Raw genomic sequence first — 14,916 nt, 5'->3', positions numbered from 1 at the left:
TACAAGTTGAAAAGATAATTTCAATTTGTACTTATTTATTTCTATTTAATATAAGGAATAAGAAGGTGTGAGTACTAATAAAGATTTTAGATAATCTAAAAATACGAGGAATCACAGAATTACCTTCTTATTTATTACTATATATCTATCAAACATTATTGAAGATAAGCAAGGCATTAAAGGAGGTTAAAAGAACCTATGGAACATATTAAAGATTATGTAGACAAAGCAAATTCTTTTGGGGAGTACTATAAGCAGAATGTATATAACCATTTGAAAGACATAACAATTGAAATCACAAGAGAGTTTAAAGAGATATTTGAATTATACGCTCGAGATGCTGAATTAGTGATTAGTAATTCTGTATATGAAAATATATACCTGTTTGAATTTACAGATAGGGTCAAAGAACCGATAAGTCTAGTTGAAAAGTTAAAAAATAAAAATATTATTTTTGACCTTTCTGAGCGCTTCAATACAAATAGTCTAGAAGAAGATCAAAAAATGGAATTAAATAAATTCTTTTATGAAATCGATGACATCATTGGAGTAAAAATACTTACGAGTCTCAATAATGACTGTGAAAATGTATTAAAACTTATTAAGGAAAAGATGTCTAATGAAACAAACGGTATAGAGTTGGATTTAGAAGGTGATATACCAACTACTATGAGTAACGGAAGAAAGATTTTTAAAATAAAAGGACGATATAAAAATACATACTCATTTGAACTGCAAGTGAAAAGCAAGATAGACTCCACTTGGGGAGATTTAGAACATAATCTTTTCTATAAAGATTATGATTTTAACTATGTTAAAAATAACAATAAAGAAATAATGCTTGGAATTGGCTCCTTACTAGAGCAAACGGAAAATCTAATGTTGTCCATCAGACAAAGTAAAAATGAATTTAATAGCGAATATAAAAAATATAGCTTTTATCAATCTATAAGTGAAGGTTTTAAAGAATTCGTCCAAGCACATTACAATTCTAAATATGTATTAGAGAAAAATATGGATAGAATATATGGTGTGTATGAATATTGTTTTGGAAAGTATTCTGTAGATCATCAAGTGAAAGTTGAGAATATAAAGTTACCTGAACAATTATCGCTGGAAAATGAACTGATTGAAAATTTCAAGGTTTTGAAAATGAATAATTTTGATATTGCACTATTAGAAGCAATTCACTTTAATTGGATTCAACTCAAACAAGCTGATAATATTCCAGAAGCACAAGAACGAATTGAAAGTTTAATTAAAGGTCTTTTGTATCATTCATTTGATGACGTGGCCGATTTGCTGACAATGAAATTGCTATCAGATCAATATATCAATACTATTGTGAATATTATGAAGGAACGTAATTTTGAATGTTTCAGAGAGAATTTACTTATTAATACCAAGGCATTAGCTCAGTTTGTTATGATAAATAACGCAATTGACGATGTTGGAAATAATTCTCAAGAAGAGGAATTTTCTGATTTTGAAGATCTCGAACTTGAAGAGTTTGAAAACTTCATTGAGGAACTTAAATTCTTACTATTTAAACATTTATTTATTCAAGACGTGAGATTAAACAGTGAAGATGATAGAGATAAGAAGATATTTATAAGTAAAATGGTGGAATCTTTGAATAAGATTAAGTCGCCTGATGAGGCAAAGACGGAAATAATTAATGGAACCATAAGTTTATTAAATGTTATTTTAGGAGGACGTTATGAATAAATTCAATGCTCTAAGATATTTACAGGTTGATCAAGAATATTTCATTACAGTATTACCCTTTAATATTCTTAATAAAATCACCACAACTTTAGTCTACGGAGATGACGAACCTTATGGCTATCAAAGAAATTTAAATCCATCTCATTTTAAAAAGATATTTAGAAGTATTAATAAATCAAATGAATTAATTTCTCCCACATCTATCGTATTGGGGATTAATAGATCAGATTTTAATAATTTAAAGACAGAGAATATCAGCGACAATATTTATAGTTTATTTATTCATATACCTGAAGAAGGAGAAGAGCGCCCTTACAGAATAATTGATGGCCAACATAGGCTGAAAGGATTAGAATTAGCTGCAAAATCAAATGAAAAATTATTAGACTATGAGCTTAGTGTAATTATTATGATAATTGAAGACGATAAAAGAAGAAGGGAAGTCAAAGTATTTAATAATATAAATTCTAAAGCCAAACCTTTAAAAATGGATCTCACTATACTTGCGTTATACAAGTATGATCTTTTAGAGATGGTGAAAAAATTTGATGTGAAAGAACATATAGCAATAAAAGTAGCTCATATATTAAATGAAGATAAGGGATCTGTTTGGAAAAATGCAATTAAACTTGATATAAATAATTCAAACTCTATCGGAATTATTGGGTTCAAAACTTTTTATGAATCGATTAGGCCTATTTGTGAACATTTCATTGGAAGTGAACCTGATTTTGAAGATTTACCTTTTGAAGATAAATTGGCTTATGTTAACAAACAGGCTGAAATTATTTCAAAAGAATTATTAATCCCTTGTTGGAATGTTATTCACAAAAAATGGAGTAGCTGTTTTGAAGAGGTTATAGGGTTTAACAATCTAGAAGAAGTTAATACATTGTATAACAAAAATTACTATCTACAAAAGACGATGGGAGCAAAGTCAATTAACGGACTTATAGGGTTAATTTTAAATGTTACAGAAGGTGAGATTTCGACTACTCTAGCGCTTTTTAGTAATAAAATTAATAGTAGTAATTTAACAAGTGAATCTTGGAAAGTAGGAGGAGAATTCTCAGGTTTAAGCTCAGAAGCAGGATTTAAAAAAATTAGAGAATTAATATAAGATGTAATAGGGATATTTTTATTCTTATCCTCCTTTATATTTATCTAATGAGCTTATAAGCGGTGAATGGTGAATATATAAAAATAATTAATGTTACATTAGATATTTTTTGCTTCTCGGATTTATTAACTAATTCTCAAAAATATACTTATTTCGAAAAAAGGACCAAAAAGGTCCTTTTTTATAGTTCTAATTAACTATGAAATGTTTTGGGTTTTTAGTTATGTAACTTTATATTGTTAGGTAAAACTATTTACACAATTTTAATTAAATCTAATATTATAATTAAGATCAAATTTTTAAACCTTTTTCATAAAAACTGTCTAATGACATATAATTAGTTTAAGTTATTCTTTAAAAAAAGGTTTTATATGGATAAATTATTGGTTATTATATATAATATTAATAAATATTAGAAAAAGGAATAAGGAAACGATTAGTCGTATATAATAGTAAGTTGGTTTTTTTGATAATTTGAGGATTTTATAGGATAATTTTATTAATTAGAGACACTTAAAGTTTGTAATTACATATAAATATAATAAGTGGAAATTCTTTATAAGGAGGAACTTTGATGTCCTACAATGTTTGGGAATTCATTGGGGTTCAAAGATCTGAAGAAACTCAGGCAGATCTAATATTAAAAAATATATTTACTAAAGCATTTACTTCAGTTTGCGAACAACTTAATTTAAATATTAATGAATTTACTTCCGTGAAGCAGCTAATAGCAAATCAACTTGAAGAAGAAACTTCTTACTTTTTTGAATGGTTAAATGAAGAAGGTATAAATTCTATTAGAAAGACTGAATCAATAAATTTGAATGATAATGAGGAAACTTTGCACTTTTTAGAGTATAGAGAAATGCTTCTTGAGATGGATATAGAAAATAATATTATTGAAAGTCTTCTTACATCGATTGCCGAAACAATTACTTCAATTGATGAATTTATGGAAAGTTATTTAGAGCAAGCAGCTACTATAATGACAGATCAGAATTTAACTGTATCTGAGAAGCAGCTTCTAAGTAACTTCTCAAAATATGAAGGTTTTGAAAGTTTTATATGGAATAATGAAACAAATCCTGCTGATACCCAGCAGGATTTTTGGTATTATAGACTATGAGGTGATAGGTAAATGGACACAAAAAAAGCTTTTAACATTTATAAATTAGCTAAGACAAATATTTATCTTGAAAGTGCAGAAATAGAATCAATTCAAGTGAAAAAAGAAACTCCAGAGCTTGAGGGAGAGTATTTGAAAGAAATTAGTTTTGGAAACAAAGTGGAAGAGATAAATGAAAAAGAAATCTATGGTTACTTAAAAGTAGATGTTGTATGCAAGAAGTTGGACTCAAAAGAAGTAGGTTTACATATAACTACTATACACAGAGGTCGTTTTGTAAGCGAGAATCCAATTGACAGTGCTTCGTTAGAAGAGTGGACTCAAATACAAACAACTCCCCAGCTTCTTCCTTATGCAAGAAGTTTAATAAGTAGCATTACTTCTCAGATGTCAATACCACCTATTGTTTTACCAACTATGGATATATTAGAGTCTATAAAGAGTAATAGAAAAGAGGATTTGGAAGGTGAGAAATAATGTCACTTGATCAAGTTACTTTTACAAAGCTAGATTATGATTATCCTTCATTGGAAGCAGTTGCTAATAAAATTGCTGATTTTTTATATAGGCACAGAAGTAAGGTTAAGGACTTTGCGGAGTTTATGAGAGTAAGTGGAACTTGGAATATGTCCAATTATAAGAGTAACCTCGATCGTTGGTCCCCTAGATATATTGGAAAAAAGAACAAAGCAGCCTCAGATACCCTAGAACTGGCCGCTTTAGTAACTGAATTTTTTCGAGTTTGTCAAGATAATGATGAAATAAAAAAGATTAGAGGGCTAGTACCAGAAAAGCTTTTTGAAAAGATATTTGAGGAAAGACATAATGGAACAAGATGTCAAAAGGGTTATGGTGCGAGAGTAGATATAAGTGGATCTCCGGTTATATATACAGTTAATAATCCTGTCTATACGCCTGAGGACAGTGACAGGACTAGAAAAACTGTAGATGCTGGATATTGGGATGGAAATATGGGAGAGTTTGTAGAGATAAAGTTTAGTCCTGAAGCTTTTCATACCAAGGATATAAATTATCTAAGGCTTTTAAGTAGCAAATTAGAAACAGAAAGTTTGCAACATACTGTATATCTAATTTGTTTAGATCATTTTAGTATGATAAAAAGGAAATTACAAAAATTGAATTTATGGGGAGAGGATAATGAATTTGTTCTTATAGGACGAGAACAACTTTTTGAATTTTGTGAAATTATATAAAGTTTATATAATTGTTATATGTAAACACCTCATAAGGAATTTACATAACATTCTAATAAGAAAATTTTAACTATCGTTTCCAGTTTTAAGAGCCAAAATTCCTTTTAGAGGGTTTTGGTTCTTGAATTATTTTTCCGAATATAGCTATTCAGTTTTAAATTTTACTGTTAGTTTTAAGGTTTTTGTCTTCGCCTATCCTTACATCTCCGTAATTCTCTATTCAACAATACAAAAATTCTATTTTAAGCTTCAAACTATATCAGTCTTGTAAAAAATAAATTTCATTTTTTTATTAAGATACGCAGTGTATCTGCTCACTTCTATATAAGAGTTTAATTATAAATTAAATCATTAATGAAGGGTAAAGAATGATCAATATGTACTTTATTATTGAACATCACTTTCTATGTAATATTATAATTATCCGCTCGAGAAATATTTAAGTTTTTAGTTTTTATTTATTGGAGGATGTGTATGATAACAATTAATAAAGTTTTGAAATGTGCTGGCTTGGATATATCAAAAAGAATTAAAATTGCAAGACATATGGATACTAGGGGAGTGGATGTACACGAATTATATGTCACTGAATACTTTGAACTATATCAATCTTATCAAGAAAAAAATACGTTTAAAGATTGTGATTATCTTGTTTCTTGCCTTGGGCTTGAAAATAATCAGGCGCTATTTATAGGTGTTTACAAAATAGTAAACATAGCTAAGGTAGAGGGGTTTCCGGATAATGTAGACGTTCCATTTAGAGGGAATGCAAAAGTTAACAGCAAATACAGATATAAATTAGAAAAATTGAGTGGATTTGAAGAATTAGAAGGGAGACTAGTAATTAAGTGGCAAAACATAGCACAAGCCTGGTGTATGAAATTTGATACCAATGAAAAGGAGGTCGTTCAATTATTACCCAAAGGGTATGTAAGAGATTTCCCTGGTTACTTAGAAATCAATTTGTCTTTTATGGAACTCCAAAGGGTTATTACAGATCCGATTGCTAATAGCATTTGGCATAAAATGCTATCTTTAGTAGGAGGTATATACTTAATTTTAGATACTAAAGATGGTTTGCAATATATTGGTTCTGCTTCTGGAAAAGAAGGAATTCTTGGTCGTTGGAAAGAGTACGCTAAGAATGGGCACGGTGAAAACAAAAAGTTGAAAGAAATTATAGAATTGGATCCACACAGAATCCAGAAATTTAAATTTTCCATTCTTCAAACTTTGCCAAAGACGTTAACTAGAAATGAAATATTGATTGAAGAAATGAAATATAAAAATAAACTTGGTTCGCGAGCATATGGTTTAAATTTAAATTGAAGTTTTGTAGCTTAAATTTAATAATATTAACTTAAAGTTTATTTATTAGTTTAACTATTAACTATTTTGAATAATCACAAAGTATACATAGAATCTATGCTATTTTGCTTATCGGAAGCAATTTTTGGAGGGAAGTATATAACTGTGGCTAATAATAGAAGAAGCAATGGTGAAGAAACACGGTATCGGTTAGTAGATTGGGTTGGGGGTCAGACTCCAGCAGAGAGACTTTCTAGTCATATTTTAAATATGGAAGGTTATAAGTCTATTGATCCGTCTCATCCACTTGGAGGCAGAGATGGAACCAAAGATATGTTATGTGAAAAAGATGGAGATATATGGGTGGGTGCTTGTTATTTTCCTCGAAAGAAAAAAACATTTGGGAAAATAAAGAAAAAATTTCTGGAAGATCTTGATGGTGTTTTCAAAAATCAAGCCAGTGGATTGGCTTTTGTTACGAATCAAGAAATTACTATATCTAAACGAAAAGAATTAATAAATTTAACAAATATTAATGTTGATATTTTTCATCTGGATAGGATTGTAAATATACTAAACTCCCCACATAGTTATGGAGCGAGACAGGATTTTCTCGATATAAATATGACTAAGGAAGAAGAAATCTCTGCTTCTGCTGTTTTGAATAACCAATTGGAAGAACTAATAAATCAGTTGATGGATATCCAACCAAATGAAAATGTATACAACTCATATGAATTTGATTCCACTGCGGGATCTGCTGGACTTTTATTACATAGCGCTAATTTTATATCTGCTTTTCAAGAGGTAGAGAATTATGATACTTATAAAAGTGCAGAATCTAATGGGCTTTCTAAGGTGTTTAGCGATATCGCTCATCCCAATATAAATCTTAAAAGTGGATTAGCAGAATCTAACGGGTATAATCAATATGATGTTATAATAACGGACCCTATAATTACGTTAAGTGAGAGTCTAGAGATAGATCTATCAAAAGGGTATCAGCTTACAACTGACAATCAATTAAATATTCTCCATCAAACTATAATATCTTTAAAGCCTAATGACAAGTCAAGAGCAGCAATTGTATTAAGCGACGGAGCTTTAAGAGAGAAGGTTGGAAAGGAAACCAGACGTAAGCTTATAGAAGATTGTGATCTAGATATGATTCTAAGATTGCCTCAAGGTTTCTACAAAGAAGAAAAAGAGGAAGTAAATGTGTTGTTTTTTAGAAAAAATGCTAAGGGAAAAGCAAATTGCAAAAAGGTATGGATTTACAACCTTAGAAACTTTTCATTGGAAAATAAAAAATCAATAAAAAGTTTATTTGAGGACTTCAAGGAATCATATAAGAAACGGCATTCTCATAGTGATAATTGGCTTTTGATTTCTCTAGAAGAAATTAGAGCATCAAACTATAATTTAGACTTCAGTTCTCAATTATAAAATAATCTTTACTTAATCGAATTGTAATTATAATTTATTTTTTGAGAAAATTATAAAAAAAGAAAAGTTCCCAATTCATACAGGGAATCTTTAATGGGAACTTTTCTTTTTAATAAGCCTTGCTATGTTCTTCATAGCCTTTATATCTTGAAACAGAAAAGGTATATGAAATCACTTCATAAACAATTTAAAAATAAAGAATTTAATATTTCATACCTGTGCCATTCTTAATGAAATATAAAAGATATGGGTTTGTATTATAAAGATACTATTTATCTTTTAGTAATTGCTCATCGTATAAATCCATCTCCCACATTCTTATATCATATAGGCCTTGATCAATTTTTTCTTTCTCTTGTTTCAGGTATTCGATTAATTGATTAGGATAATGTCTAGTGTTGTAATCCACTTGGACTTTATCATTAGGACTGTAAAGTCTTATACTAAACATAGCTCCCCTCAAATAATCCATACCTACACAATAAAGCATAGAGATATCACGGGTCCTAAAAACAAACATTAAACGATATTTTTCTTCCATAAAATACTCCTATTCATAAAATTTTATTTTTTATGGTCTTTAAATAAAATTAAACTTAACTAGCTAATTGCTACGAAGAAACCCGCTAACATCTCTTGTGTTGCCAGTTACAAACCGCACATGTGGAGAATGTAGTGAGTTTGACGTTAAAAAAATGAATAGAAAAAGAGTAAAGGGCAGATTAGATTCTGCTCTTTTTTCTTTGAGCTGTACTTTTATTAATGGGGGGAATTATTAAAATTAAACATCTGTTCTTTAATATAAAAATATCTTAGTATAGTGAAGTGGAATTCCTATAAAATCTATTATTGTAAATTTTTACATCGATAAAGAGAAGTTAAATCAGAGAATTAATGTCTTTAAAATATAACTATAATGGCGTATTTTATAAAAATAATAAACGCAAATTCTATCCCAAAACCCAAACCTTTAACCACATCAAGAATATTATATTAATAAAACTACTAAAAAGTATGTACAGAGGTGGCAGAGGTCAAATGGACCCAATATTTTTAAAAGGGCTTACGGGAGAAGTGATAACGCCAAAAGACCCCATTTATGAGGAAGCTCGTCAGGAATGGAATCGCGCTATTGATAAATTTCCGCTTGTGATTGTGTACTGTGAAAAAAAGCAGGATGTTGTGAATGCGATCCGCTGGGCGCGCAAGCATCGTATTGAGATTCGCATTCGATCTGGCGGTCATCATTATGAAGGATATTCTACGGGTGACTGTGTATTAGTCATTGATATTAGTCGATTAAATGGGTTGGAATTAGACAAAAAACGGAACATTTTAAAGATGGAAGCAGGAGCGAAAAATACGGAAGTGTATGATTTCATCGGTTCGAACGGATATGTTTTTCCAGGAGGAACCTGTCCGACTGTTGGCGTGTCTGGCTTTACGCTCGGAGGAGGTTGGGGACTTTCGAGCAGACTTTACGGGTTAGGATGCGACAGCTTGATAGAGCTAGAGTTAGTCAATTATGAAGGAAAGCTCATTAAAGCAAATAAATCGTGTAACGCTGATCTTTTTTGGGCATGCCGCGGTGCCGGTGGCGGTAACTTTGGCGTTGTAGTAAGCATGACGTTTCAGCTTCCAAAGCCAACGAACAGCTCGGTGACGCTCGTTCGATTCTTTTATGTAGGTACTACGAGAGAAAAGCAGGCGCAAGTGATGAATATATGGCAAAACTGGCTTCCCGAACTGGACAAACGTATGACGCTAGTTGCAAGCTTTTATAATGCTGAAGGAGAAGGGGTAGGCATATTTGCAAACGGCTTTTTTTACGGCTCCCCAGAAAGAGCTCGTAAGGTTTTGCAGCCTTTTGCAGAAGTAGAAGGGTTTCGAGTCGAATTAGAGTCATTATCTTTTCTTGAAGCGGTAAAAAAAATAGAGGCAACCTATCCTCCGCCTGAAAAATTTAAGTCAACGGGAAGATTTGTGCAAAGAACATATTCACGTGGTGAGCTTGAAAATCTTACAGATCTCATACAGCGTCCAGCAGAAGGTTCCGTTTATGCGGCGATTTCTTTTTATGCACTAGGAGGAGAAATCCGCAGTGTTGGTAAAAGAGAGACAGCCTTTTTCTACAGAAATGCTAGATATATTATGGGGTTTCAGTCTGTATGGACAGACGATGCATATGCAAGAGTCAACAGAGAGTGGCTTTATAAGCGATTTCAAGATATTAAAAGTATAACGGTAGGTTCCTACGTGAACTTTCCTATCAGCAACCTTAGAAACTACGAGCGTGAGTATTTTGGAGACAACGCAGAGAGATTAGAGAGAGTGAATAAGAAGTACGATCCGTTTAATGTGTTCAGGTTTCCTCAGGGACTAAGATAGCGTGCGGAAAAGGATACTAAGTTGACAATTGAACCTGTGCAATCATCTTTTTTCAAAGAAGGTAAATAAATGAAAATAATCTTTCTTGTTGACAAAGCATTAAACTGGTATTAAAATAAACAACTATTCGACAGTCATTATCTTGATCGGAAAAATTTAATACGTAGAAAGCTATGATTGCTATGGATCACACTATAGCAGGAGCAGCTTCTGGAGAGATCGCGAGAGTTTCGCGACGCCGAAGGGTTCACAATCTCAGGCAAAAGGACAGGAGAGTACCGGATATTTATTTGGCGTGTTACTAATTGGTAACATGTATCTTAATATTTGTTATTCTTATGACCATGAGATTGGAGCGCATCCAATCTCTTTTTTTATTGGACTTTATTTGTAGTCCGCACGTTTGCATCAAAGGTTTTATTGTTAGGAGGAGTTAGAGTTGGAACAACGAGAATTAAAGAGGGATTTATCCAATCGTCATGTTCAGCTAATCGCGATTGGAGGAACCATTGGGACGGGCTTGTTTTTAGGTTCTGGTAAAGCCATACAGCTTGCGGGTCCCTCTATCATCTTTGCTTATTTAATTGTTGGTATTGCGCTTTTCTTTGTGATGAGAGCGTTAGGAGAACTACTGCTTTCTAAAGCAGGTTATCAATCACTAACAGATATTGCTGAAGAGTATCTTGGACCGTGGGCTTCATTTGTCACCGGATGGACGTACTGGTTTTGCTGGATCATGACAGCTATGGCTGATGTGATTGCAGTTGGCGTATATGTGAAATATTGGTTCAATATTCCTCAGTGGATTCCTGCACTTATTTGTGTAATCATTTTATTAGGGCTTAACTTATTAACCGTAAAATTATTTGGAGAATTAGAGTTTTGGTTTGCTTTAATAAAGGTTATTACGATTCTTGCGTTAATTATTATTGGCGTTATTTTGCTGGTAATGGGATTTAAAACAGACGCGGGATCCGTTACTGTTCAAAACCTTTGGAATCACGGAGGACTGTTTCCAAATGGAGTTTCAGGTTTCTTACTTTCATTCCAAATGGTTATATTCGCATACGTCGGGGTTGAGTTGGTAGGGGTATCGGCAGCAGAAACATCAAATCCCCAAAAAAATATTCCATCGGCCATTAATAAAATTCCGCTGCGAATCTTATTTTTCTATGTTGGAGCGCTTATCGTCCTCTTATTTATTAACCCGTGGATGGAATTAAATGCAGCAGAAAGCCCATTTGTTAAAACCTTTAGTTTAGTCGGAATTCCGCTTGCTGCTGGAATTATTAATTTTGTTGTATTAACTTCAGCCGCTTCTGCTTGTAATAGCGGGATGTTTTCAACAAGCCGTATCTTATATAATTTAAGTAAAAATGACCAAGGGCCATCCAAGTTTGCAAAACTGAATAAAAATCACGTACCAAGTAACGGATTATTTGTATCTACGCTGGTCATCTCAGCGGGAGCTCTTTTAAGCAAGCTTATACCAGACCAAGCTTTTGGCATCGTAACGACCATTAGCGCTATTTGTTTTATTTGGGTGTGGAGTATCATTCTTATTTGCCATCTAAGGTATAAAAAGACGCGTCCGCAGCTGCATGCAGCATCAGCATTCAAAGCACCGTTAACACCATTTATAAACTATGTTGTGTTAGCTTTGTTTGCGGTGATTCTTGTTATTATGCTGTTTTCTGACGCGACGCGCCCAGCCTTATTGTTGACGCCCGTTTGGTTTATTCTCTTATTTATTTTTTACTGGACTAGAAGGGGAAAATAAATAAATCTTTAAAGGCTAAAAAATCAGCAGGGAACAACCATAATTTTTTATAAAAAAATATAGTAAACTTCTGACCTCATCACTCCGTGATGAGGTCTTTTTAGTGGAGGATAAATAATTGATTTCTACTGCATGAATAAAATGCAGGAAGCAAAGTTTATAGAAGAAAACTAAAAAGTTGTTCTAACAGAAAACATAGGGAGAAAGCTCATAGTTTTCTGATAGGAATATAGAACAAATTGCTTTTCTTCTATGTCTAAAGATGGAATTCCGTCATTTATATGGAAAAGTCTTCATTTTGGAGTACAATGAAGGTAGACTTCATTAGATTAAGGTGAACAAACATGAAATGGTTTAAATCTCATACGTTTTGGAAAATCTTCACGATTAACGTGCTTCTTATTTGTACCATATTAACGCTAATGTTTATTGTTTCAAGAGTGATGCTGCCTAATATTTCTCAAGATCAATATCGACAGGTAACTGATAAAACCGTCAAGAGAATGAAAGAGCAAATTAACGTCGTCATTAAAGATATTTGGAGCCTAGGCGACGAGGTACAGCAAGATCCTATTTTTTTATCGGATGATGAACAGGAAATAGACAAAGAATTGCAGAAAATAGTTAATATTTCACCGTATATCGATAGCGGAACCATTTTTAATGTAAAAGGGTATGTTGAGCATTATTACCCGAATGATTTAAAAAATATGAAACATGTGAACTTAAGTAAAAGAAAATATTTTCAAGAAGCGCTGCGAACCAAAAAAATATATTTAAGCGATGTCGTTTCAGCAGATACAAAGCACTACATTGTGGTGATGGCGATTCCTATTTTGGATGGGCAGCAAAATGTAAAAAAAGTCGTAAATTTAGCGCTGCGAATTGAAGAAAATAAAAGTTTTCAATCCATCTTTCAAACGTTTGATATAGGAGAGAACGGCTATACATTTATTGTAGACCGCAATGGTAGAATTATTTCCCACCCAGAGAAACAGAGAATCGGTGAAAATGCCAAGAAAAATGAAATCGTTCAGAAAACGATGAATCATAAATCAGGATATCAGCGCGTTGTGAACACCGAAGGCAAGTATTTCTTTGCGTCTTTCGAATATATTCCTGTTTTGGATTGGGGAATTGTCGCTGAATTACCCGTTGAAGAAATTTACAGGCCCTATGAAATGTTTGAAAAAACGCTTTGGATCGTTTCAGGCGTTACGATTTTACTGCTTTCTTTTTTTACTGCGTTATATGCAAGGCAAATTGTGAATCCAATTCATAAACTATATGAATTGGCGGGACAAGTAGCGCGCGGGAATTTTCATCAAAAAATTCCGGAACGAGAAATTGAGCGGGGCGAAATCGGTATTTTATCTAAACAGTTTAATGAAATGATTAGCTATATACGCCATTCTAAAGCGAATTTACAGCAAAAAGAAAATCAGCTGCAGGAACAAAAAACGTTTTTAAGACAAGTTATTGACATTAATCCAAGCTATATTTATGCTATCAATCAAAAAAGGGAATTCATTCTCGTTAATGAATCTTTTGCGATGCTCTTAGGTGAAAAATCTGATGACTTAATTGGACAATCAATTGATAAATATCAGTTCAACCTTCAATCAGATCTTTTATATAAAGGGGCGTTTTCAAACTGTACCCAAAAAGGGATGGTATTAGAAGAACAGTTTAAAGATTCGAAAGGAAACCGGCGCTGGGTCGAAACAGCAAAACTTCCTATTATGAATGAAAAACAGGAAGTGATTCAAATGCTGTGCGTATCGACAGATATTACGGAGCGTAAAAGAGCAGAAGAGAAGCTTAGAACTTCTGAGAAGCTTGCCGTTGTAGGAGAACTTGCAGCTGGAGTTGCCCATGAGATCAAAAATCCTCTAACTTCTTTAAAAGGCTTTGTTCACTTATTAAAAGAACAAAATCCTAAAGATGCTTTGTATATAGATATCATGGAAACTGAATTAGAACGAATGAATGGAATCGTAGAAGAATTTTTGATGTTAGGAAAACCTCAGGTAATGAATGTTGAACCCTTGAATATGCAAGCGCTTGTTCAAGAAGTGTGCTCGCTTCTTGAACCTGAAGCAGTAGAAAAAAAGGTAGCTTTCATATTTGAAAGAGACGACCAGTTACCACAGGTATATGGAGATAAAAATCAGTTAAAACAAGTATTTATTAATATTATTAAAAACTCTATCGAAGCAATGCCTGAAGGAGGCGGTATCCATATTACGATTAAAGCAAAAGAAAACCACCTTTGGCTGCAGCTTGCTGATGAAGGGCAAGGTATTCCTCCTGAACGGTTAGCGAAGATAGGCGAGCCTTTTTATAGTACAAAAGAAAAAGGTACAGGTTTAGGACTGATGGTCAGCTATCGGATTATTAAAGCTCACCGTGCGCAGATGACATTTTCGAGTCGGTTAAATCAAGGAACAAGTGTGGATATATTGTTTCCAATCATAAAAAAGTAGGGGAAGCTCCCCTACTTTTTATTATTATACTTATAATATATCAAAAGCTTTCATGCTGCTAAAACAAACGAAAGTGCTAAAGAAGATATCCACAGGTTAACAAGAAGTTAACTGCTGAATTATATAGGATATTCACAACTTTATCCACACTATTCACATTTTTTCAGAAAATTTACATAAAAATTACCCGCTGTCATTTCAAGTTATGAAAGCGGTAATATACATATTCGATAAAGTTATGCACATTATCCACATAATTGTGGGTAAACTTTGTGGATATAGTAGAGTGTTAAAAAAACGTAAATCATACGCATAAAATC

Annotated in this window: 11 protein-coding genes and 1 riboswitch; of the genes, 10 read left to right on the top strand and 1 reads right to left on the bottom strand. The window is 32.5% G+C overall.

Annotated elements, in window-relative coordinates:
* Positions 1–198 precede the first annotated feature (198 nt).
* The 7 genes from AC2YJL_RS22925 (at position 199) to AC2YJL_RS22895 (ending at position 7,942) form a co-directional block, all read left to right on the top strand.
* Positions 199–1,728, top strand: a complete 1,530-nt coding sequence (locus AC2YJL_RS22925; RefSeq protein WP_487374974.1) for a hypothetical protein — start codon at positions 199–201, stop codon at positions 1,726–1,728.
* A complete protein-coding gene (locus AC2YJL_RS22920) occupies positions 1,721–2,848 on the top strand; it encodes a DGQHR domain-containing protein (RefSeq protein WP_487374973.1) in 1,128 nt (375 codons plus the stop codon). Before AC2YJL_RS22925 ends, AC2YJL_RS22920 begins: the two co-directional genes overlap by 8 nt.
* A gap of 574 nt (positions 2,849–3,422) precedes the next feature.
* Entirely contained in the window at positions 3,423–3,974 is a 552-nt protein-coding gene (locus AC2YJL_RS22915; protein ID WP_487374972.1) for a hypothetical protein, read from the top strand.
* A 12-nt stretch (positions 3,975–3,986) separates the two neighbouring features.
* Complete coding sequence (locus tag AC2YJL_RS22910; protein WP_487374971.1) at positions 3,987–4,451, top strand: protein-export chaperone SecB; 465 nt, start codon at positions 3,987–3,989, stop codon at positions 4,449–4,451.
* Entirely contained in the window at positions 4,451–5,188 is a 738-nt protein-coding gene (locus tag AC2YJL_RS22905) for a hypothetical protein (RefSeq protein ID WP_487374970.1), read from the top strand. Before AC2YJL_RS22910 ends, AC2YJL_RS22905 begins: the two co-directional genes overlap by 1 nt.
* A gap of 474 nt (positions 5,189–5,662) precedes the next feature.
* Positions 5,663–6,517 (top strand): GIY-YIG nuclease family protein, encoded by an 855-nt coding sequence (locus AC2YJL_RS22900; protein ID WP_487374969.1) that lies wholly within the window; start codon positions 5,663–5,665, stop codon positions 6,515–6,517.
* A 144-nt stretch (positions 6,518–6,661) separates the two neighbouring features.
* A complete protein-coding gene (locus AC2YJL_RS22895) occupies positions 6,662–7,942 on the top strand; it encodes an HsdM family class I SAM-dependent methyltransferase (RefSeq protein WP_487374968.1) in 1,281 nt (426 codons plus the stop codon).
* A 268-nt stretch (positions 7,943–8,210) separates the two neighbouring features.
* Here AC2YJL_RS22895 and AC2YJL_RS22890 read toward each other — a convergent pair whose 3' ends face one another.
* Entirely contained in the window at positions 8,211–8,483 is a 273-nt protein-coding gene (locus AC2YJL_RS22890) for a hypothetical protein (RefSeq protein WP_487374967.1), read from the bottom strand.
* Between the two features lie 497 nt (positions 8,484–8,980).
* Between AC2YJL_RS22890 and AC2YJL_RS22885 the strand changes: the two genes are divergently transcribed.
* The 3 genes from AC2YJL_RS22885 to AC2YJL_RS22875 all read left to right on the top strand — a co-directional run bounded on the left by AC2YJL_RS22885 (position 8,981) and on the right by AC2YJL_RS22875 (position 14,596).
* On the top strand, positions 8,981–10,330 hold the full coding sequence (locus tag AC2YJL_RS22885; protein ID WP_251568986.1) for an FAD-binding oxidoreductase: 1,350 nt from the start codon (positions 8,981–8,983) through the stop codon (positions 10,328–10,330).
* A 200-nt stretch (positions 10,331–10,530) separates the two neighbouring features.
* A riboswitch (glycine riboswitch) is annotated at positions 10,531–10,611 on the top strand.
* Between the two features lie 158 nt (positions 10,612–10,769).
* Positions 10,770–12,110 (top strand): amino acid permease, encoded by a 1,341-nt coding sequence (locus AC2YJL_RS22880; protein WP_050688496.1) that lies wholly within the window; start codon positions 10,770–10,772, stop codon positions 12,108–12,110.
* A gap of 344 nt (positions 12,111–12,454) precedes the next feature.
* A complete protein-coding gene (locus tag AC2YJL_RS22875) occupies positions 12,455–14,596 on the top strand; it encodes a PAS domain-containing sensor histidine kinase (RefSeq protein ID WP_251568985.1) in 2,142 nt (713 codons plus the stop codon).
* Positions 14,597–14,916 lie beyond the last annotated feature (320 nt).

The organism is Priestia sp. SRI_019 (genome assembly GCF_057586255.1).
Note: the sequence above shows the minus strand (reverse complement) of the source record. Positions and strands in the feature narration are given on the sequence as shown.